The sequence below is a fragment of the Bacillus sp. JH7 genome (assembly GCF_001563515.1).
In the GTDB taxonomy this organism is placed as follows: Bacteria; Bacillota; Bacilli; order Bacillales; family Bacillaceae_G; genus Bacillus_A; species Bacillus_A cereus.
In genome coordinates, this window is record NZ_LPUS01000001.1 from 537,100 (window position 1) to 558,672 (window position 21,573).

Genomic DNA, 21,573 nt, shown 5'->3' on the forward strand with positions numbered 1-21,573 from the left:
GTGTACCTCTTCATAGCTGTGAACAGGAAGGATGCGGGAATATGAATAGTAAACAATTAATTCTAGAAGCAATCGAAGCGCGTAAACAAGCGTACGTACCATATTCTAAATTTCAAGTAGGTGCAGCACTATTAACGCGCGATGGAAAAGTATATCGTGGATGTAATGTTGAGAATGCATCATATGGCTTATGTAATTGTGCTGAAAGAACAGCTTTATTTAAGGCGGTTTCTGAAGGAGATAAAGAATTTGTAGCCATTGCGGTTGTAGCAGATACAAAGCGCCCAGTACCTCCTTGTGGAGCATGTCGACAAGTTATGGTAGAATTATGTAAACAGGATACGAAAGTATACTTAACAAATTTACATGGTGACGTTCAAGAGACGACAGTCGGAGAATTGTTACCAGGAGCATTTTTAGCGGAGGATTTACATGAATAGAAAAGGTTATAAATCAGGTTTTGTCTCTATTATTGGCAGACCGAATGTTGGGAAATCTACATTTTTAAATCGTATTATCGGCCAGAAAATTGCTATTATGAGTGATAAGCCACAAACGACTCGTAATAAAATTCAAGGTGTATATACAGAAAATGATGCACAAGTTATTTTCATTGATACACCAGGAATACATAAACCTAAACATAAACTAGGCGACTTCATGGTGAAGATGGCGCAAACGACATTAAAAGAAGTTGATATCGTTCTGTTTATGGTTAATGCTGTCGAAGGCTTTGGTCGTGGTGAAGAATTCATCATCGAGAAGTTAAAAGAAACGAAACAACCAGTATTTTTAGTAATTAATAAAATTGACCAACTTCATCCAGAGCAATTACTAGAGTTAATTGATCAATATCGTAAACTACATGAGTTTGCAGAAATTGTACCAATTTCTGCGTTAGACGGTAATAATGTGGACGCTTTAATTGGAACAATTAAAAAGTATTTACCAGAAGGACCACAATACTATCCAGATAATCAAGTAACGGATCATCCGGAGAGATTTATTATTGCAGAGCTTATTCGTGAGAAAGTACTACATTTAACACGTGAAGAAGTGCCGCATTCTGTGGCTGTTGTTATCGATGCGATTCAAAAGCGTGAGGGCGGGGCAGTTTATATAAATGCAACGATTGTTGTTGAACGTGCATCACAAAAAGGAATCATCATCGGAAAACAAGGGAAAATGTTAAAAGAAGTTGGTAAGCGAGCTCGTTTTGATATTGAAGCGCTACTTGGTTCTAAAGTATTTTTAGAAGTATGGGTAAAAGTGCAAAAAGATTGGCGTAATAAAATGTCTCAGCTTCGTGACCTAGGTTTCCGCGAGGATGAGTACTAAAATAGAGTCAAGCTGTAATCAGTGGATGGTTGGTTCATCCACTGATTATTGGTTTTTATGAACTTTGATAAATTAGGAAAAATTTTTCTCACATGAAAATGGACAAAATGGGTCAATTTAATAACAACAAAGGAAATTGGTTTATAGGCTACGCTTATTGAGAAAGGTGGATTCTTATGCTAGATTTTACCTGGAAGTTTTTCTCCAAAACAGGAAGCATTGAAACGTACTTGCTTTTGAAAGAAATGGAAAAAGACGTAAACGATGAGATGGATCAACATGAAGAGGAGCTAGCGCATCTAGACTCTCCAATTTCTTGACCCGTTTTGTTCAAACCTTGGATGGTGACGAACATGTTTCAAAAAGTTGAGGGCATCGTTATCCGTACGACAGATTACGGAGAAACGAACAAGATTGTTACAATATTCTCAAGAGAACTTGGTAAGGTAAGTGCAATGGCAAGAGGGGCAAAAAAACCGAAAAGCCGATTAGCATCTGTGTCGCAATTAATGACACATGGCCAGTTTCTTATTCAAATGGGATCTGGGCTTGGAACATTGCAACAAGGCGAGATTATTTCAACTATGAAAGAAATTCGCGAGGACATATTTTTAACTGCTTATGCATCATTTATTGTTGAATTAACTGATAAAGCAACAGAAGATAAAAAACATAATCCGTATTTATTTGAAATGTTATATCAAACGTTGCATTATATGTGTGAGGGTGTTGATCCAGAAGTATTATCATTAATTTATCAAACGAAAATGCTTCCGGTATTAGGGATGCGCCCGTACTTTGATACATGTGCGATTTGTCATCAAGAAACAGACTTTGTCGCCTTCTCCGTTAGGGAAGGCGGTTTTCTGTGCTCACGTCATGCAGAGCAAGACCCGTATCGTATACCGGTAGGAGAAGCTGTTCATAAATTATTACGTCTTTTCTTCCATTTCGATTTACATAGGCTCGGAAATGTATCGGTAAAGGATAGCACAAAAAAACAAATGCGTTTAGTATTGAATACATATTATGATGAATATTGCGGAATTTATTTGAAATCAAGACGTTTTTTAGAACAACTTGATAAGTTTCAAATATAATTTTGGGCCGTATACGGTCCTTTTTACATACTTTCTTTTTCGAATAGCATATTTAGTATATAATATTTAAGAGATAGTATAACTTTTTTCGTTGTGCATTAAAGGTGGTGATTATCATAGAGCTGAATAAACGGCAAGAACATATCATTCAGATTGTAAAAGATCACGGTCCTATTACAGGGGAATCAATTGCAGCGCAATTGGGTCTAACACGTGCGACGCTAAGACCAGACTTAGCAATTTTAACGATGGCTGGTTATTTAGAAGCACGTCCACGCGTAGGTTATTTTTATACGGGTAAAACTGGGGGGCAGCTATTATCTGAAGCTGTTAAGAAAATTAAAGTACAAGATTATCAATCTAGACCGGTTGTAATTGATAAAAATGTTTCCGTATACGATGCAATTTGTACGATGTTTTTAGAGGACGTTGGTACATTGTTCGTTGTAGATCAGATGACTCTATTAGTTGGTGTTGTGTCTCGTAAAGATTTATTAAGAGCGAGCTTAGGAAAGCAGGATTTAACCTCTCTTCCGGTTAATATTATCATGACAAGGATGCCAAACATTGCGATGTGTCGTAGAGAGGATTCTTTATATGATATTGCGATGGAATTAATAGAAAGACAGATTGATGCAATGCCAGTTGTAAAAGATACGAAACAAGGTTTAGAAGTGATTGGGCGAATTACAAAAACAAATATTACACGTGCGTTTGTAAATTTAGTAAATAACGAATAAGTGTAATTTGTTTAAAGTGAGGTAATGTAATGGATAATAAAATCGTATATGTCGTATCTGACTCTGTAGGGGAAACGGCTGATTTGGTTGTTCGAGCAGCAATGGGGCAATTCCCGTTTGCTCCTGATATTAGACGTGTACCATATGTAGAAGATACAGGGACACTAAAAGAAGTGATTTCGATTGCTAAGAGTAATCAAGCACTTATATGTTTTACGTTAGTTAAGCCTGATATGCGCAAATATTTAGTAACAGAGGCTGCAAAAGAAGGGGTAGAGGCATACGATATTATCGGCCCTCTTATTGATCAAATTGAAGAAATTACGGGGCAAGTGCCGAGATATGAGCCAGGCGTTGTCCGTAGGTTAGATGAAGAATACTTTAAAAAGATTGAAGCGATTGAGTTTGCTGTGAAGTATGATGACGGCAGAGATGCACGAGGTATTTTAAAAGCGGATATCGTGTTGATTGGTGTTTCGCGTACATCAAAAACACCACTTTCCCAATATTTAGCTCATAATAAACGCTTGAAAGTTGCGAATGTACCACTCGTGCCAGAAGTTGATCCACCTGAAGAACTATATCAAGTGGCAAAAGAAAAATGTTTCGGTTTGAAAATTACGCCAGATAAGTTAAATCATATTCGAAAAGAACGATTAAAATCACTTGGATTAAGTGATGGAGCAACATATGCAAATATTAATCGTATTCAAGAAGAAATTGATCACTTTGAGGAAGTAATTAGTAAAATAAATTGTCAAGTAATCGATGTATCGAATAAAGCAATTGAAGAAACAGCAAATATTATTGTGAATGCAGTGCAAAACCAAAAAATGTTTTAGCACATTTACCAAAGGTGAATGTGCTTTTTTCGCTCGTGTGAAATATGGTACCTATGGATTTTGTAATAGATTGTAGTGTAATGGTTATACTTATACTCCTTTGTCTTTTAGTATATTCAAGGTGTGAGTTTGTCATCCTGAAATGTAAGATGAAAAAATAAAGGGATATGTAGCGTAGTTGAAGAAAATATATTATAATAAAAAATTGTGATAAAAACCTATATTTTACGTTTAGACTTTAATTTTTCAGAATAAACTAGGGATAGGATTTACGAAAAAGACATGTAATTACGTTAAATCGACAAAATCTATACAAGAAAACGCACATTATGGAAGGATTCACAGAAGGGATGTAGAATACAGAAATATGCAAAGCATTGACAACATATTAGTTGGTGTAGATGTATATCCCGTGAAGGCTGAAATTGTGCAAGTTGGAGCGGAATTTCATGTCGGAATTTTGTTTGTCGCATCATATGCTCATCCTTTAAGGAAATAGCAAGGCAATTGGATCTTTGTAGATACTGAACAAAATGGAGTTGATCGTTATATGGATCAACATGAAAAAGTTACAAATCTCAAGATCAAACAGTATATGTGGCTTGCTACTCTTCTTATAAAAAGGTGTGTATGTATTGTTTCTAAGAGATACATTTGTAACAGATGAGCAAATGTATACAATTTTATATAGCAAGTATGTATATGCGATTTATGCAGATAAAGGACCTATAGGAAAGGTTTAAAATCGTTTATACAATGTAATCGGCAACACTTTCTAACAAGTTTAGAAAAATATTGTCGAATTATAAAGGAATTTTTTAATTTATATCGAATACAAAATACGACACGGAGATGGAGTTATGGGGAACAGAATTCCCGAAGAAGTTGTTGAACAGATTCGGACATCATCCGATATTGTAGAAGTCATTGGTGAATACGTTCAACTTAGAAAACAGGGGCGTAACTATTTCGGCCTTTGTCCATTTCATGGTGAGAATTCTCCTTCATTCTCTGTTTCATCTGATAAGCAAATTTTTCATTGCTTCGGATGTGGAGAAGGTGGAAATGTATTTTCCTTTCTAATGAAAATGGAAGGACTGGCTTTTACCGAGGCTGTTCAAAAGCTAGGCGAAAGAAATGGAATTGCGGTTGCAGAGTATACATCAGGGCAAGGACAACAAGAAGACATATCTGATGACACTGTCATCATGCAACAAGCTCATGAATTATTGAAAAAGTATTATCATCATTTATTAGTAAATACGGAAGAGGGAAATGAAGCACTTTCATATTTATTAAACCGTGGTATTACGAAAGAGATGATTGAGAAGTTTGAAATTGGTTATGCATCACCTACTTGGGATGCAGCGACGAAAATTTTACAAAAAAGAGGTTTATCGCTGTCTAGTATGGAACAAGCTGGCCTTCTAATAAGAAGTGAGAAGGATGGTAGTCATTATGATCGCTTCCGTGGAAGAGTTATGTTCCCGATCTATACGTTACAAGGTAAGGTGATAGCGTTTAGTGGAAGGGCGTTAGGAGATGACACTCCGAAATATTTAAATAGCCCTGAAACACCGATTTTTCACAAAAGTAAATTGTTGTATAACTTCCACCAAGCAAGACCGTTTATTAGAAAGCGTGGGCAAGTGGTTCTTTTTGAAGGATATGCCGATGTACTAGCTGCGGTAAAAAGTGGTGTGGAAGAAGCTGTTGCGACAATGGGAACAGCTTTAACTGAAGAACAAGCAAAACTTCTGCGACGTAACGTTGAAACTGTTGTTCTTTGCTATGATGGTGATAAAGCAGGGCGAGAAGCGACGATGAAAGCAGGGCAATTATTGCTAAAAGTTGGTTGCCAAGTGAAAGTCACATCCTTGCCAGATAAGCTTGATCCTGATGAATATGTGCAACAATATGGGACTACTGCTTTTGAAAATCTTGTGAAATCAAGTGTGAGTTTTGTTGGTTTTAAAATAAATTATTTGCGTTTAGGGAAAAATTTGCAAGATGAGTCTGGCAAAGAAGAATATGTGAAGAGTGTTTTAAAAGAGTTATCGTTGTTACAAGATGCGATGCAGGCAGAGTCATATTTGAAGTCATTATCGCAAGAATTTTCGTATTCAATGGAAACACTTTTGAACCAATTGCACCAATATCGCAAAGAACAAAAGGTACAGCAAAAACAAATAAAGCAGGTTGCTAAACCGTCTCAAGTCGTTCAAACAAAACCGAAGTTAACAGGTTTTGAAAGAGCGGAAAGAGAAATTATTTACCATATGTTGCAAAGTGCAGAAGTAGCTGTTCGTATGGAATCCCATATAGAAGATTTTCATACAGAAGAACATAAAGGGATTTTATATGAACTATACGCATATTATGAAAAGGGAAATGAACCTTCAGTCGGAACATTTTTAAGTTGGCTCTCTGATGAAAAGTTGAAAAATATTATCACTGATATTTCGACGGATGAATTTATTAATCCAGAATACACAGAAGAAGTGTTGCAAGGCCATTTGGAGACGCTTAGACGGCATCAGGAAAAACTTGAAAAGATGGAGATCATCTTTAAAGTGAAACAAATGGAAAAAACAGATCCTGTAGAGGCTGCTAAATATTATGTAGCATATTTACAAAATCAAAAAGCGAGAAAATAGCTTTTTTGATAAAGTTTTAGTATAATGAATGTTTGTATCTCGCGTAAGGAGGGGAACAGATGGCTGACAAACCAGCTCGTTCTAAACAAATTGAAACTGAAATGACCCTTGAGCAAGTGAAAGAACAACTCACTGAGCTCGGAAAAAAACGTGGCGTTCTTACATATGAAGAGATTGCAGAACGCATGAATGGATTTGAAATTGAATCCGATCAAATGGATGAATACTATGAATATTTAGGTGAACAAGGCATTGATTTAGTTGGTGATAATGACAACGAAGAAGGCCCTAATAATCGCCAAATTACAAAAACAGAAGAAGAGTTTGACCTCAATGATTTAAGTGTACCACCTGGGGTTAAAATCAACGATCCTGTTCGTATGTATTTAAAAGAAATTGGTCGTGTAGACTTACTATCTGCAGAAGAAGAAATTCGACTTGCAACGCGTATTGAAGAAGGCGATGAAGAAGCGAAACGTCGTCTTGCAGAAGCAAACTTACGTCTTGTAGTAAGTATTGCAAAGCGCTATGTAGGCCGTGGTATGCTTTTCTTAGACTTAATTCAAGAAGGTAATATGGGTCTAATTAAAGCTGTTGAAAAGTTCGATTATCGTAAAGGTTTCAAATTTAGTACGTATGCAACTTGGTGGATTCGCCAAGCTATTACACGTGCCATTGCAGACCAAGCACGAACAATTCGTATTCCAGTTCATATGGTTGAAACGATTAATAAGTTAATTCGTGTACAACGTCAATTATTACAAGATTTAGGTCGTGAACCGTCTCCTGAAGAGATTGGTGAAGAAATGGATCTTGCTCCAGAAAAAGTACGTGAAATCTTAAAAATTGCACAGGAGCCAGTTTCTCTTGAAACACCAATTGGTGAAGAAGATGACTCCCATTTAGGTGACTTTATTGAAGACCAAGAAGCAACATCGCCTGCGGACCATGCGGCCTATGAATTGCTAAAAGAACAATTAGAAGATGTGTTAGATACGCTAACAGATCGTGAAGAAAATGTTCTACGTCTTCGTTTCGGTTTAGATGATGGACGAACTCGTACGCTTGAAGAAGTTGGGAAAGTATTCGGCGTAACGAGAGAGCGTATTCGTCAAATTGAAGCAAAAGCACTTCGCAAATTAAGACATCCAAGCCGTAGTAAGCGTCTTAAGGATTTCTTAGAATAGGTTATTTTTTAAGTTTACTTCACCTTTGTGAAGTAAACTTTTTTATTTTGTTAATTTTTGTTAAAATTTAGCTATCGGCAACGATTACAATTTCTTGTAATTTATTTTACAGAATTGTCTTTTGATTTGCAAATGCTCATTTTTCGATTTTTCGATTAATTTTGTTTATTATATACAAAAATATATGTAGAAAAGCGAAAAATATGATGAGAAACGTTAATAATTATCGAAATAATAAGCGATATGACAATAAAAAACAATAAACTGAATTTATGGAATATTTTTAACAAGTGGTAGTTTACTCTTTTCTGATAGAGCGTTTTCAAGTACAATGGAAATGACTGAATCATCTAACTATTTAGGGGTATAGAGGGGGGAGAAGAGATATGAAACGTAATCCGCTGATTCCGTTCGCTCTTATTGCAGCATTGGGTATTATCGTTATGTTTGTATTTTCATTTCAGGGGCTAAATAAATCTAAAGAGTTAGCTGATGCAAAAAATGGCGGGAAGCCAGCACAAACAGCATCAAAGCCAGAGGATATTGTGAAGCAAAGCTGTACGAGCTGCCATGGTGATCAGTTACAAGGGGCAGTTGGACCTAACTTACAAAAAATTGGTGGGAAACTTTCAAAGGATGAAATTAAAGAAATTCTTTCGAAAGGAAAAGGCAATATGCCTGCCAATATAGTTCCAGCTGATCAAGCCGCTAAAGTAGCTGATTGGTTATCGAAGAAAAAATAAAGTTCCGTATGACAAGCCTTTTGCTTATGCAAAGGGCTTGTTTTTCTATATTTTCTAAAATACGATGAATGATAGAGCGGTGAATTGTTGTTATGGGCTTGCAACAACTACTATAAATTCATTATCATGGAGACAGACTGACAAGAGAAGGAGTAATGGAAATACATGAATGAAGTAAAGCTTTCAAAACGATTAGAAGAAGTTGTACGTGAAATACCAGTAGGATCTACAGTTGCTGATATTGGATCGGATCATGCGTATTTACCGTGTTATACAATTATAAATAATATTGCTACAAAAGCAGTTGCAGGAGAGGTTGTAGATGGACCATTTCGCTCTGCGCAAGCAACTGTAGCTGAAAGTGGTTTACAAGATAAAGTAGATGTGCGTAAAGGGAATGGATTAGCTGTTATAGCGCCAGGAGAAGTAGATGTAATTACGGTTGCTGGAATGGGCGGAGCGTTAATTCGTGACATTTTAGAAAGTGGTAAAGAAAAATTAGAAGGTGTAACACGTTTAATTTTACAGCCGAATATTGCAGCGCATCATATTCGTGAATGGTTTATTGAGAATGGTTGGGAGCTTATCCATGAAAAAATCGTAAAAGAAGATGGGAAAATTTACGAAATTTTAGTAGGGGAGCGAGGAAATGTTGTAGCGCCTTACTCTGAAAATAAACAAGCTGAATTGTTTATGGGACCATTTTTAATAAAAGAAAAAAGTGAGGCTTTCGTTGAAAAATGGGAAGGAGAATTAAAAAACTTCCAAAATATTTTAAAACAGTTGGAACGTGCGGCTGATTCTGAAGAAACAAAAGCGAAGCGTGGGGAAGTAGAAGCGAAAATGAAAATGATAGGGGAGGTTTTATCATGAGTAAAATTCCAAACGGCCATGAAATTATTTCTTTATTTGAAAGTATGTATCCGAAGCATTTGGCGATGGAAGGAGATAAGATTGGCCTGCAGATTGGAGCGCTTAATAAACCCGTGCAGCACGTATTGATTGCGTTAGATGTAACGGAAGAAGTTGTGGATGAAGCAATTCAATTAGGGGCAAATGTCATTATTGCTCATCATCCTTTAATTTTTAACCCGTTAAAAGCAATTCATACAGATAAGGCGTATGGGAAAATTATTGAAAAGTGTATTAAAAATGATATTGCAATCTATGCAGCGCATACAAATGTGGATGTTGCTAAGGGCGGGGTAAATGATTTACTTGCTGAGGCGTTAGGATTGCAAAATACAGAAGTTCTAGCACCGACATATGCAGAAGAAATGAAAAAAGTTGTTGTGTTTGTGCCAGTCACTCATGCAGAAGAAGTAAGGAAAGCATTAGGAGACGCAGGTGCTGGTCATATCGGCAATTATAGCCACTGTACGTTTAGTAGCGAGGGTACAGGCACATTTGTACCTCAAGAGGGGACAAACCCTTATATCGGGGAAACTGGACAGTTAGAACGTGTAGAAGAAGTACGAATCGAAACGATTATTCCAGTTTCATTACAGCGGAAAGTGATTAAAGCAATGGTAACGGCACATCCATATGAAGAAGTAGCATACGATGTGTACCCGCTTGATAATAAAGGTGAAACGTTAGGCCTGGGGAAAATAGGATACTTACAAGAAGAAATGACGCTTGGTCAATTTGCAGAACATGTGAAACAATCATTAGACGTGAATGGGGCAAGAGTTGTCGGTAAGTTAGATGATAAAGTGCGTAAAGTAGCTGTACTTGGTGGAGATGGTAATAAATATATAAACCAAGCGAAATTTAAAGGAGCAGATGTATATGTAACTGGTGACATGTACTATCATGTTGCTCATGATGCGATGATGCTCGGTTTAAATATAGTTGACCCAGGACATAATGTTGAAAAAGTAATGAAACAAGGTGTACAAAAGCAACTGCAAGAAAAAGTGGATGCAAAGAAATTAAATGTTCAAATTCATGCTTCGCAGTTACATACAGATCCATTCACATTTGTATAAGAAAAATAAAAACCGTTGCTCCATTAGGGCAACGGTTTTTATTATTGTTCTTTCTTCACCTTTACGCGAGGTAATATCTTTTGAAGTGGTACTTTTCTAACTCTCTCCCACGTTGTTGGATTCATTGGGTCATATTGCTCTAAGAACGCGATAACTTCTTTTGTAATCGGCGTTGGAGTAGAAGCACCTGCTGTAACAGCTACGTTTTCTACACCTTGTAGCCACTCTAATTGAATTTCGCTTACATCAGCAACTCGATATGCTTTTGTACCCGCGATTTCTTGTGATACTTGTGCTAAGCGATTTGAATTGTTACTTTTCGGATCACCAACAACAATTGTTAAGTCTGCAACATCAGCTTGTTTAGCGACAGCTTCTTGGCGAACTTGAGTAGCTAAACAAATTTCTTTATGGAATTCTGCTGTTGGGAATTTTTTTTGAATGTCCTCCATTAAATGTTGAACATCCCATTGACTCATCGTTGTTTGATTCGTTACTAAAATTTTATCTGTTGGAATTTCTAATGTTTTTAAATCATCGGCTCTTTCGATAAGGTGAACGATGTCAGGTGCAATACCAACTGCGCCTTCTGGCTCTGGATGATTTTTTTTACCGATATAAATGACATGATACCCTTCCGCTTTCTTAGCTTCGATAAGGTCATGCGTCTTGGTAACATCTGGGCAAGTGGCATCGATTGTTGTTAAACCTTTTTCTTTTGCGCGTTGTTTAACTTCTGGAGAAACACCGTGTGCTGTGAAAATAACAGTACCAGAATCAATTTTATCTAAAATTTCTAAGCGACTTGGACCGTCTAATGTGATGATTCCATCTTCTTCAAAAGCGTCTGTAACATGTTTATTGTGAACAATCATACCTAAAATATAAATGGGTCTCGGCAATGATTTATCTAATGCAGCGTTACGTGCAATTACCATTGCATCGACAACACCGTAGCAATAACCACGAGGGGAAATTTTAACAATTTTCATATGAGTAATCCTCTCCTTCTAAACAAGGGATACTTTTGTGCATAGTCTTTTACATTATAAAGGAGGAGTGGATAGAAAACAAAGGATTGTTACACATATAGTTTTGGTTTTGTTGCTGTTTGTTGAACTGGTTCTTTCGGTAACTCTTTTTCTATTACAGGTTCAATCACTATTTTCTTTCGTTTTCGTTTCTTTTTTTGAGGTGCAGGAGGCGGACTTTCTACCTCAACTGGCTCTGTTACATTTTCCGTTTGATTTTCTTCCGTACTTTTTCCAGAGGTGAGGATTTTAACAATGCTTGGTAGACTACGCATAATAGGACCATACTGTTCGACGACAGGACCTACAGATTGAACGACTTGGGATACTTTTTCGATGTTGTTTATCATATTAGTAGGATTCGAAATTAAGTTCGAAAAGAAACTGCCGATGCCACTGCTTGCTGTTGCGGCAGCTGTAGTTGCGCCGCCGCGCGTTTCATTTGATTCATACATTTGAGGCGGTATCATTTGCTCAGGATGTTGCTGCATGTATGGTTGATATTGTGGATGTTGCTGCTGATATTGTTGCTGGTATTGCTGCTGATATTGCTGTTGATATTGTGGCGGCGGTGGTGGTTGCTGATGCATCATCAGTTGCCCTTCCATTTGTCGGTAAGGTGGAACCATTTGCATAAAAGGCTCGGTTGGATCGTGTTTTTTAAAAAGCTTAGCAAGAAAACCTTTCTTTTTTTGTGCCATTGGTGGTAGTTGTGGAATTGGATATGGTGTATAAGGTTGCTGCCCTGGATTCGGATACATTTGCCTTGTAGGGGATTTCGGAAACATGTGAGAAATCCTCCTTTCTTCAGTTAGGTATATACACATACAATATGCAATAAAAGGGAAGAAGGTTAGTTTTTGAAGTGAAAACCTAAACTAAAGATGGATTTTACTTGTAGATTTCGATATAATGTAGACTTGACTGATTTGTGCGCGCAGTAGAAATTTTAGAAAGAAGGTGTAACTTATGACACAACAAACTTTTACACAGTATGATTTTAAACCATTTTTAATAGATGCAGTTCGTGAACTACGCTTTACAGAGCCGACAGGAATTCAGCAGAAAATTTTCCCGGTCGTGAAAAAAGGTGTAAGTGTAATTGGACAATCCCAAACAGGTTCTGGGAAAACACATGCATACTTACTTCCTACATTAAACAGAATTAATGCAAGTCGTGAAGAAGTACAACTTGTTATTACAGCGCCTACTCGTGAGTTAGCACAACAAATTTACGAAGAAATCGTGAAGTTAACAAAGTTTTGTGCGGAAGACCAAATGATTACAGCACGTTGTTTAATTGGTGGAACTGATAAACAACGCTCAATTGAAAAGTTGAAAAAACAACCTCATATCGTAGTTGGAACACCAGGACGTATTAAAGATTTAGTAGAAGAGCAAGCATTATTTGTTCATAAAGCAAATACGATTATTGTCGATGAAGCAGACTTAATGCTTGATATGGGATTCATTCATGATGTAGATAAAATTGCAGCACGCATGCCTAAAAACTTGCAAATGTTAGTTTTCTCTGCAACAATTCCTCAAAAACTAAAACCGTTTCTGAAGAAGTATATGGAGAATCCAGAGCATATTCATATCAATCCAAAACAAGTTGCAGCTGGAAACATTGAACACTATTTAGTGCCTTCTAAACATCGTAATAAAATTGATTTAGTGCATAAAATGCTACTTCAATTTAAACCGTATTTAGCAGTTGTTTTCACGAATACGAAAAAGATGGCAGACCAAGTTGCTGATGGATTAATGGAACGTGGCTTAAAAGTTGGACGAATTCACGGGGATTTATCACCACGTGATCGTAAAAAAATGATGAAACAAATTCGTGACCTTGAATTCCAATATATTGTTGCGACTGATTTAGCAGCACGTGGTATTGATATTGAAGGGATTAGCCATGTTATTAACTATGAGCTACCATCAGATTTAGATTTCTTCGTTCACCGCGTTGGAAGAACAGCACGTGCGGGGCATTCTGGTATTGCAGTGACGATATATGATCCAGCAAACGAAGAAGCGTTAGATAGTTTAGAAAAACAACGTCATATTGAGTTCAAGCATGTAGATTTACGCGGAGATGAGTGGGCCGATTTAGGTGAGCGTCGTCGTCGTAAGAGCCGTAAAAAACCAAATGACGAACTTGATGTTATGGCAACGAAAGTTATTAAAAAACCAAAAAAAGTAAAACCAAACTATAAACGTAAACTTGCAACAGAACGTGACAAAGTGAAGAAAAAATATGGCAATAAAAAAAGATAAGGGGTTTCCCTTATCTTTTTTTTATCCCGCTATTTGTGGGAGGTGTAATCAATATGGATAGAAAAGTATTGATTAAAGTTTCACTTAATCCAGCTAATTTAAATGGAAAGTATAGTCTGTATAAATAGTCATATAAATTTGTGTAGTGCATCTTTTGTGAACAAACAATTCACTACATATTTCTACAAATTATGCTATCATTATATCTATTGTATATTGAAGAGGTGATTGTATGTTAAAGATTGGATCTCATGTTTCCATGAGTGGTAAGAAAATGTTATTAGCAGCAAGTGAAGAGGCTGTTTCATACGGTGCAACAACGTTTATGATTTATACAGGTGCACCGCAAAATACACGAAGAAAACCAATTGAAGAATTGAACATAGAAGCAGGAAGAAAACATATGGAGCTGAACGGAATTGAGGAAATTATCGTCCATGCCCCTTATATTATTAATGTTGGGAATACGACGAAGCCAGAAACATTCCAATTAGGAGTAGACTTTCTTCGCATGGAAATTGAAAGAACATCGGCATTAGGTGTAGCGAAACAAATTGTTCTTCACCCAGGAGCGCACGTTGGTGCTGGAGCAGATGCTGGTATTCAACAAATTATTAAAGGGCTTAATGAAGTATTAACGCCAGAACAGACGGTTAACATTGCGTTAGAGACGATGGCAGGAAAAGGAACAGAATGCGGTCGTAGCTTTGAAGAAATTGCAAAAATTATTGATGGTGTAAAATATAATGAAAAGCTATCTGTATGCTTTGATACATGTCATACGCATGATGCAGGATATGATATTGTAAATGACTTTGACGGCGTATTAAACGAATTTGATAAGATCGTTGGTATAGATCGTTTACAAGTACTTCATATTAATGATAGTAAAAATGTACGCGGAGCAGGAAAAGACCGTCATGAAAACATTGGATTTGGTCACATTGGGTATAAAGCATTGCATCACATTGTACATCATCCACAGTTAATGCATGTACCAAAAATTCTTGAAACACCGTATGTAGGGGAAGATAAAAAAGATAAGAAGCCACCATACAAATTGGAAATCGAAATGCTGAAAAACGGCACTTTTGATGAAGGGCTTCTTGAAAAAATTAAAGCGCAATAAGGAGGGGGAAATCCCCTCCTTATTTTAGTAGTTGCTGAAATAATGTATTTACTTGTTGGGCAGTGGCAGGGGAAGTTACTTTTGCGATTTGTTTTAAGAGCTCTAGTCGCTCGTTGTTATCGTAGATATTAATATTTTTACCCTTCATAAGTAAAACGATTTGATCAGCTTGTGCGGCTGTAATGGGAACTTCATATTCTTTGCTATATTTTAATAACTCTTTTGTAGAAATATGATTTAATTTTTTATTAACAATTTGTTTAATGAGGTTCATCTTATTATCCTCCTTCACGCGTTCTTCTATCGAAATATATGAGCATATAGCTTGTACATATTCGTATGGAGTTTCTTTTTTCATGAGGAAAAGAAGCGTATGTTATAATATAAGGACAAAACTACAGAAAAAGAGTAAAGGGAGGACTTATGGAGCAAAAGCAACATCGAAAAGAAAGTGTTATTCATCTCATTTATCGTTTAGTTATGATTATTTTTGGAGCAGCATGCGCGGCGGTAGCAATTGAACTATTTTTAATGCCAAATAAAATTATTGATGGTGGAATTATTGGTATTTCTCTTATATTAGATTATCTTACTCCTAACATTTGGTGGTTAAGTTTTTCTACTTTAGTCGTTGTTCTCAATATCCCATTTATGTATTCCGGTTATAAGCAAATTGGAAAAACATTTATGTTATCTTCGACATTTGGTATTGTAGCGTTAGCTTTCATTGAGTCAACGTTACATGCGGTACCACCATTTACAACAGAACCTATTTTAGCGACAGTGTTTGGTGGTCTTATTTTAGGTCTTGGTGTAGGACTTGTAATTCGTCATGGTGGATCGCTAGATGGAACTGAAATTATGGGGATTTTATTAACGAAGAAATTACCGTTCTCTGTTGGTGAATTCGTAATGTTTGTGAACTTATTTATTTTTGCATGGGCAGCATTTGTGTTTGGTGTGGAACAAGCGATGTATTCTGTTATGACGTACTATATCGCATTTAAAACAATCGATACAGTAATTCAAGGGCTAGATGAAACGAAGGCGGTTTTAATTGTATCTGATCAATATGAGGAAGTATCAAACGCGATTTTGCATCGTCTTGGCCGTGGAACTACAAAGCTTGTAGCGAAAGGTGGTTACACGGATAAAGAAAAAGAAGTTATTTATGCAGTTGTAACGCGTCTAGAAGTGACGAAGTTAAAATCAATTGTGCATGAAATTGATGAAAATGCGTTTGTTACGATTATGAGCACGCAAGAGACAAATGGTGGTAAGTTTAAATCGGCTATTCACTAAAAAGTTTATAGGAATATTTTTCGAAAGCAGAGAATTTTTCTCTGCTTTTTGTTATAATAGTAGGGTTTCTTGAAAAAATAGATATATTTTAGGCAGATTGGTTTACAACTATAATAAGCTGTACTATAATTCAAATAGATATAAATCGGAATCATTCTGAATTAAAATAGGTGAGATGCTATGAATAATATATTAGAAATTGAAGGTTTAACATTCCGATACGAAGATCGGAATGTGTTAGAAAATATTAATTTGCAAGTTCCGAAGGGAGCTTTTTTAGGTTTAGTGGGACCGAATGGTTCAGGTAAATCAACTCTACTTAAGTGTTTATTAGGTGTTTTAAAGCCAAAAGAAGGAAGCATTCGCGTGTTTGGCGTTGATAGTAAGAAGTTTAAGGAATGGAACAAAGTTGGTTATGTATCCCAAAAGGCAAATAGTTTCAATTCTGGTTTTCCAGCAACTGTTTCTGAAGTTGTGTCAATGGGACTTGTTTCGAAAAAAGGGCTTTTTCGCTTTTTCACAAAAGAGGATAAGAAAAAGGTAGAAAAAGCAATTGCTGATGTAGGGATGAGTGAGTTTCAAGGTCGTAACATTGGAGAGCTTTCTGGTGGACAGCAACAGCGTGTATTTATTGCTCGTGCGCTCGTTAGTGATCCTGAATTGCTTATTTTGGACGAGCCTACTGTTGGAATCGATGTAAAAAATGTGGAAAGTTTTTACGAAATATTAGAGGATTTAAACAAAAGGCTCGGGATCACATTAATTCTTGTTACTCATGATATGGGAGCTGTTACTGAAAAAGTAACACATGTTGCATGCCTAAACCAACATCTACATTTCCATGGAAATGTAGAGAAGTTCCGAGAGTTAGAAGATGCAGAAATGTCCGTCTTATATGGACATCATGTTCATCGTTTAGAACACGAACATGAGCATCACGGGAGGATATAATGATACAAGATTTTTTACAATATGACTTTTTACGTAATTCTTTATACGCAGGTATTTTAATTGGACTTGTTGCACCGCTAATTGGTGTGTTTGTTGTTATTCGTCGTTTATCTCTTATTGCGGATGCATTAAGTCACGTGACGTTATCGGGTATTGCAGCAAGTTTATTACTTGAAAAAACCATTTTTACAGGTGGGTTTTTAAACCCCTTATATATGGGGATGATTTTCTCGATTGGTGGAGCGCTACTAATCGAAAAGTTACGAACTGTATATAAGCACTATCAAGAATTAGCAATTCCAATTATCCTTTCGGCAGGGATGGGGGTTGGAGTTATTTTCATTTCACTTGCAAATGGATTTAACACAGACTTATTTAGTTATTTATTTGGTAGTGTCAGTGCTGTAACAAGTACAGATTTAATTATTATTGGTATTGTAGCAATTGTTGTTGTTGCGACAATTATTTTATTATATAAAGAGCTGTTTCTATTATCATTTGATGAGGAATACGCAGTATCAACTGGTTTAAGAGCGAAATGGATTCACTTTATTTTCATTATATTAGTTGCTCTTGTCATTGCAGTATCAATGCGTGTAGTGGGGGTTCTTCTTGTATCATCATTAATGACGTTACCAGTTGCAGCAAGTATTCGTATTGCTAAAGGATTTAAACAAACAATTTTCTTTTCCATTTTATTCGGTGAAATTGCAGTAATTGGTGGAATGTTTGCTTCGTATCAACTTGATCTAGCGCCAGGTGGTACAATTGTTATGATAGCAGTTCTTATTTTAATCGGTGCGATTTTATGGAAGAAGAAAAAAACTGCATAAAGTAGGGATAGGTATGAATCTAACAGAAGCTTTACGCCTAATGAAAGAAAAAGGATACAAACATACTGGAAAAAGAGAAGAGATGCTCAGATTATTTGCAGCACATAATCGTTATTTAACTGCGAAAGACGTTTTAGAGCATATGAAGGACGATTATCCAGGGCTTAGTTTTGATACGATTTATCGTAACTTAACAGTTTTTGCTGAGATTGGTGTTTTAGAACAAACGGAATTAAATGGTGAAAAACATTTTCGTTTTACTTGTTCTATTATGGAACATCATCATCATTTTATTTGTTTGGATTGTGGGGGAACGAAAGAGATTACTTCCTGCCCAATGGATTTTATGAATAAAGATTTTACCGGTTATGAAGTAACGGGTCATAAGTTTGAAATATATGGTCGTTGTCCAAAATGTGCAAAGTAAAAGCTCGTCGGTTAAACTGACGAGCTTTTTTACGTAGAAAAGAAGGTTGCTCACAAATATTGTGGCAACCTTCTTTTTATTGTTCTTGTGTCTCTTTTTCTTTTTCTCGCTCAGCAGCCATTTCAGCAGCAATTACGTCGATCTCTTTTTTCAGTTCTTCTACCATTGTTTCTTCTGGTACTTTACGAACGACTTGCCCTTTACGGAATAATAATCCCTCTCCACGTGCACCGGCAATACCGATATCAGCTTCACGAGCTTCACCAGGACCATTTACAGCGCAACCAAGTACTGCAACTTTAATTGGTACTTGAAGTGTAGAGATGTATTCTTCCACTTCGTTAGCGATGCTAATTAAATCAATTTCAATACGACCACAAGTTGGACAAGAGATAAGTGTTGCTGCGTTAGACGCAAGACCGAATGATTTTAATAGTTCACGAGCAACTTTTACTTCTTCAACTGGATCAGCACTTAATGAAATACGTAGTGTATTTCCGATGCCTTTATTTAAGATTGCTCCAAGACCAGCAGCACTTTTTACAGTTCCGGCAAACAATGTTCCGGACTCTGTAATACCTAAATGTAATGGATAATCAAAAGCACGAGCAGCTTTCTCGTATGCTTCAATTGCTAAGTTAACATCAGAGGCTTTCATAGATACGATAATATCGTGAAAATCTAAGTCCTCTAAAATTTTAATATGATGTAGCGCACTCTCAACCATACCATCTGCAGTTGGGTACCCGTACTTTTCTAAAATGTGACGCTCTAATGAACCAGCGTTTACACCAATACGGATTGGAATACCGCGCTCTTTTGCTGCATTTACAACAGCTTCTACTTTATGGCGACGACCAATGTTACCTGGATTGATACGTACTTTATCAATGCCACCTTCAATTGCTTTTAAAGCAAGGCGATAATCAAAATGAATATCAGCAACAAGTGGAATGTTGATTTGTTTTTTTATATCAGCAATAGCATCTGCTGCGCGTTCATCTGGAACGGCAACGCGGACGACTTGACAGCCGGCTTCTTCTAAACGCTTAATTTCAGCAACTGTTGCTTCAACATCATGTGTTTTTGTTGTTGTCATACTTTGTATAATTAATTCATTATTACCGCCGATTGTTAAATTACCGACTTTAACTGGACGTGTTTTTGTACGATGAGTCATTTCATTCACGAATAGATCGCTCTCCTTATAAAAGAAGTTTCTTATTTAGTCCCTCATATCAATGATAGTATACGTGATATAGGGCTATAGAAACCGAAGTACTCGGTTTCACTTTTACTATTGTATCAGCGCCTTTATGTAATTGACAAGGATTAAGTGATAGCTTATTGATATAAGGGGAATTTATAAGACTTTCCAATTTGTATTTTTGTAGCAGATGTACTTTTATTTAATTGTTTAAAGTCGTCAATGACTTTTTCTATGGAAGGAATTTTTTTCTTGTTAATTTGTTCTGTAATAGAAAGAACTGTCTCACCAGTTTTTACTTCAATTGTTTTATAAGATACATCTGTTTCTTTTTCTGTTTTGTTCTCTTTATTTTGTTGACTGTCTGTGTTTTCTTTTTTAATCGTTTGAGCAGCAGTTGTTTTTTTATATGAACTTAACATCGGTAAAGTACCGATTTTTATATCGTAATAAAATATATAACCGAGAACAAGCACGAATAGGAATATACCTAATCTTTTCATATTCTTCACTCCTTTGCTAGGAATATATGCTTGTCCAAAAAAAAAAATGCCTATTTAGGCATTTTTTTCGTTCTTATTTTTCTTTCGGTTTTGGAACTTCTTTAATCGTTAAGTACAGAACAATTAAAACAACTGCGATATAGATGAATGTTGATCCAGGTACGACAATTTTACATGCGTCCATAATCATAAAGAAGATTGTTGGAATTGTGTAGCTGTATGCAGTTAGTGTCCAAACTTGTTTATAGGATAGTTTACGTTGACCGCTCATAGCAGAACCGATGAACGCAAGTAAAGTCACGCCTACAAAAGTAATGAATAATTGGAATAGGTACACTAAGAATCCAATAACAAATAATAAAATCGGATAAATATTATCGAATAAAGAAATAAATTCTTGTAGATCTTTTTTCTCAAGAGATGCACCTAACAAATCGTTATAAGAATATGTTTGTATTTGACCATTTCCCATAGAGACTACTTTATCTTTTAAAACAAATAAACCTGTTTTATTTTGATATTTTTCTAGGTCTGTTGAATTTGGATCAAATACGAAAAGTGCATTTCCTTCTTCTTTTTCAATAGGTTGATCAATATCGGCTTTTAGTTCGCCATTTTCAATTTTAAAATCAGGTAAATCTTTATCGATGACTTGATTTACCATGCTTACACCATCTTGGATAAAACTACCGTACAAAAAAGTTCTTGGAATAGTAGTAATTAAGCAAAGTAGCATAATATACAAAATGGTTTTACCGATTTTTTGAAAACGGAATAGCGCCATATCTTTAGGCGAGTATATGCTTTTTACGAATTGGGTAAATATGGACATAGATTCACTTCCTTTATGTATGTATAAAATCATTGTAACGTAGTAATCTAGAGAATCTCAAGATATATTATATTTACATATAGTGGAGATAACTAAATTTCTTTTATTAACTTTCTTCTTTTAAATAAGAAAAATACAATTGACACTTTTCTTTTCTATATGGTAAATTTATCTTACATTTCTTAAAGAGCATATCCGATAGGAATTCCTTTATTTGATATGTTGTTACATACATAATTGTGGACCCTTAGCTCAGCTGGTTAGAGCAGACGGCTCATAACCGTCCGGTCGTAGGTTCGAGTCCTACAGGGTCCATATCCATTTCACATGTTTATTATGTTAGCAGGAAGCTTCCTTGTAGAAGGAAGCTTTTTTTACGGAATATATGAGCATTTTAATTGAAAAGAAGTGGGAATTTTGCTACTTTAATGATAGCAAGACAATGTGATTTATTTGTTTGCACCCTATGGCAATTAGGGT

The 21,573-nt window shown here is 36.0% G+C and carries 24 protein-coding genes and 1 tRNA gene; 19 read left to right on the forward strand and 6 right to left on the reverse strand.

Annotated elements, in window-relative coordinates; genetic code table 11:
* Window positions 1–41 precede the first annotated feature (41 nt).
* From AU379_RS02875 to AU379_RS02925, 12 genes are all read left to right on the forward strand, one after another.
* Entirely contained in the window at window positions 42–440 is a 399-nt protein-coding gene (locus AU379_RS02875) for a cytidine deaminase (protein WP_001086282.1), read from the forward strand.
* Window positions 433–1,338, forward strand: coding sequence for a GTPase Era (gene era, locus AU379_RS02880; RefSeq protein WP_001080229.1), 906 nt, complete (start codon window positions 433–435; stop codon window positions 1,336–1,338). Before AU379_RS02875 ends, era begins: the two co-directional genes overlap by 8 nt.
* Window positions 1,339–1,514: 176 nt before the next feature.
* Window positions 1,515–1,658, forward strand: coding sequence for a YqzL family protein (locus AU379_RS02885; RefSeq protein WP_000883924.1), 144 nt, complete (start codon window positions 1,515–1,517; stop codon window positions 1,656–1,658).
* 33 nt (window positions 1,659–1,691) lie between these two features.
* Complete coding sequence (recO, locus tag AU379_RS02890) at window positions 1,692–2,438, forward strand: DNA repair protein RecO (RefSeq protein ID WP_000487013.1); 747 nt, start codon at window positions 1,692–1,694, stop codon at window positions 2,436–2,438.
* Between the two features lie 107 nt (window positions 2,439–2,545).
* Window positions 2,546–3,178 (forward strand): helix-turn-helix transcriptional regulator, encoded by a 633-nt coding sequence (locus tag AU379_RS02895; protein WP_000583756.1) that lies wholly within the window; start codon window positions 2,546–2,548, stop codon window positions 3,176–3,178.
* Between the two features lie 29 nt (window positions 3,179–3,207).
* Window positions 3,208–4,020: a pyruvate, water dikinase regulatory protein gene (locus tag AU379_RS02900; RefSeq protein ID WP_000368936.1), complete on the forward strand. Its 813-nt coding sequence runs from the start codon at window positions 3,208–3,210 to the stop codon at window positions 4,018–4,020.
* Between the two features lie 367 nt (window positions 4,021–4,387).
* Window positions 4,388–4,519, forward strand: a complete 132-nt coding sequence (locus AU379_RS31110) for a hypothetical protein (protein ID WP_002000855.1) — start codon at window positions 4,388–4,390, stop codon at window positions 4,517–4,519.
* 361 nt (window positions 4,520–4,880) lie between these two features.
* The gene (gene dnaG / locus AU379_RS02905; RefSeq protein WP_000528224.1) at window positions 4,881–6,677 is read left to right on the forward strand and encodes a DNA primase; all 1,797 of its coding nucleotides are present in this window, start codon (window positions 4,881–4,883) and stop codon (window positions 6,675–6,677) included.
* 59 nt (window positions 6,678–6,736) lie between these two features.
* Window positions 6,737–7,864: an RNA polymerase sigma factor RpoD gene (gene rpoD, locus AU379_RS02910; protein WP_000764066.1), complete on the forward strand. Its 1,128-nt coding sequence runs from the start codon at window positions 6,737–6,739 to the stop codon at window positions 7,862–7,864.
* A gap of 386 nt (window positions 7,865–8,250) precedes the next feature.
* Window positions 8,251–8,607, forward strand: coding sequence for a cytochrome c550 (gene cccA / locus AU379_RS02915; protein WP_000828141.1), 357 nt, complete (start codon window positions 8,251–8,253; stop codon window positions 8,605–8,607).
* A gap of 165 nt (window positions 8,608–8,772) precedes the next feature.
* Entirely contained in the window at window positions 8,773–9,480 is a 708-nt protein-coding gene (locus AU379_RS02920; RefSeq protein ID WP_001006544.1) for a tRNA (adenine(22)-N(1))-methyltransferase TrmK, read from the forward strand.
* A complete protein-coding gene (locus AU379_RS02925; RefSeq protein ID WP_000036221.1) occupies window positions 9,477–10,598 on the forward strand; it encodes a Nif3-like dinuclear metal center hexameric protein in 1,122 nt (373 codons plus the stop codon). The genes AU379_RS02920 and AU379_RS02925 overlap by 4 nt, the downstream gene beginning before the upstream one ends.
* 41 nt (window positions 10,599–10,639) lie before the next feature.
* Here the strand turns inward: AU379_RS02925 and AU379_RS02930 are convergent, their stop codons facing one another.
* Window positions 10,640–11,590, reverse strand: a complete 951-nt coding sequence (locus AU379_RS02930; RefSeq protein WP_000706660.1) for a 4-hydroxy-3-methylbut-2-enyl diphosphate reductase — start codon at window positions 11,588–11,590, stop codon at window positions 10,640–10,642.
* Window positions 11,591–11,679: 89 nt separating this feature from the next.
* Entirely contained in the window at window positions 11,680–12,417 is a 738-nt protein-coding gene (locus AU379_RS02935) for a YqfQ family protein (protein ID WP_000484162.1), read from the reverse strand.
* Window positions 12,418–12,598: 181 nt separating this feature from the next.
* Here AU379_RS02935 and AU379_RS02940 point away from each other — a divergent pair, with 181 nt between their 5' ends.
* Complete coding sequence (locus AU379_RS02940; RefSeq protein ID WP_000194015.1) at window positions 12,599–13,909, forward strand: DEAD/DEAH box helicase; 1,311 nt, start codon at window positions 12,599–12,601, stop codon at window positions 13,907–13,909.
* A gap of 232 nt (window positions 13,910–14,141) precedes the next feature.
* On the forward strand, window positions 14,142–15,038 hold the full coding sequence (locus tag AU379_RS02945) for a deoxyribonuclease IV (RefSeq protein WP_000912460.1): 897 nt from the start codon (window positions 14,142–14,144) through the stop codon (window positions 15,036–15,038).
* Window positions 15,039–15,057: 19 nt separating this feature from the next.
* Here the strand turns inward: AU379_RS02945 and AU379_RS02950 are convergent, their stop codons facing one another.
* On the reverse strand, window positions 15,058–15,312 hold the full coding sequence (locus AU379_RS02950; RefSeq protein ID WP_001048954.1) for a DUF2624 domain-containing protein: 255 nt from the start codon (window positions 15,310–15,312) through the stop codon (window positions 15,058–15,060).
* A gap of 149 nt (window positions 15,313–15,461) precedes the next feature.
* On the opposite strand from AU379_RS02950, the gene AU379_RS02955 reads away from it, so the two are divergent.
* The 4 genes from AU379_RS02955 to AU379_RS02970 all read left to right on the forward strand — a co-directional run bounded on the left by AU379_RS02955 (window position 15,462) and on the right by AU379_RS02970 (window position 18,551).
* Window positions 15,462–16,340 (forward strand): YitT family protein, encoded by an 879-nt coding sequence (locus AU379_RS02955; RefSeq protein WP_000435963.1) that lies wholly within the window; start codon window positions 15,462–15,464, stop codon window positions 16,338–16,340.
* A gap of 180 nt (window positions 16,341–16,520) precedes the next feature.
* Window positions 16,521–17,291, forward strand: a complete 771-nt coding sequence (locus AU379_RS02960) for a metal ABC transporter ATP-binding protein (RefSeq protein ID WP_001059662.1) — start codon at window positions 16,521–16,523, stop codon at window positions 17,289–17,291.
* Window positions 17,291–18,124: a metal ABC transporter permease gene (locus tag AU379_RS02965; protein WP_000613815.1), complete on the forward strand. Its 834-nt coding sequence runs from the start codon at window positions 17,291–17,293 to the stop codon at window positions 18,122–18,124. Before AU379_RS02960 ends, AU379_RS02965 begins: the two co-directional genes overlap by 1 nt.
* Window positions 18,125–18,137: 13 nt before the next feature.
* The gene (locus tag AU379_RS02970; RefSeq protein ID WP_001054516.1) at window positions 18,138–18,551 is read left to right on the forward strand and encodes a Fur family transcriptional regulator; all 414 of its coding nucleotides are present in this window, start codon (window positions 18,138–18,140) and stop codon (window positions 18,549–18,551) included.
* A 76-nt stretch (window positions 18,552–18,627) separates the two neighbouring features.
* On the opposite strand, the gene ispG is transcribed toward AU379_RS02970, so the two are convergent.
* The 3 genes from ispG to yqgB all read right to left on the reverse strand — a co-directional run bounded on the left by ispG (window position 18,628) and on the right by yqgB (window position 21,093).
* Window positions 18,628–19,731: a flavodoxin-dependent (E)-4-hydroxy-3-methylbut-2-enyl-diphosphate synthase gene (ispG, locus tag AU379_RS02975; protein ID WP_153577907.1), complete on the reverse strand. Its 1,104-nt coding sequence runs from the start codon at window positions 19,729–19,731 to the stop codon at window positions 18,628–18,630.
* Window positions 19,732–19,895: 164 nt separating this feature from the next.
* A complete protein-coding gene (gene yqfZ, locus AU379_RS02980) occupies window positions 19,896–20,261 on the reverse strand; it encodes a protein YqfZ (RefSeq protein WP_000825416.1) in 366 nt (121 codons plus the stop codon).
* A 73-nt stretch (window positions 20,262–20,334) separates the two neighbouring features.
* Window positions 20,335–21,093 carry a protein YqgB gene (gene yqgB / locus AU379_RS02985; RefSeq protein WP_000021899.1) on the reverse strand — a complete coding sequence of 253 codons (759 nt, stop codon included), beginning with the start codon at window positions 21,091–21,093 and terminating at the stop codon, window positions 20,335–20,337.
* A 241-nt stretch (window positions 21,094–21,334) separates the two neighbouring features.
* Between yqgB and AU379_RS02990 the strand changes: the two genes are divergently transcribed.
* Window positions 21,335–21,408: transfer RNA gene (locus tag AU379_RS02990), tRNA-Ile, on the forward strand.
* Window positions 21,409–21,573: the final 165 nt, after the last annotated feature.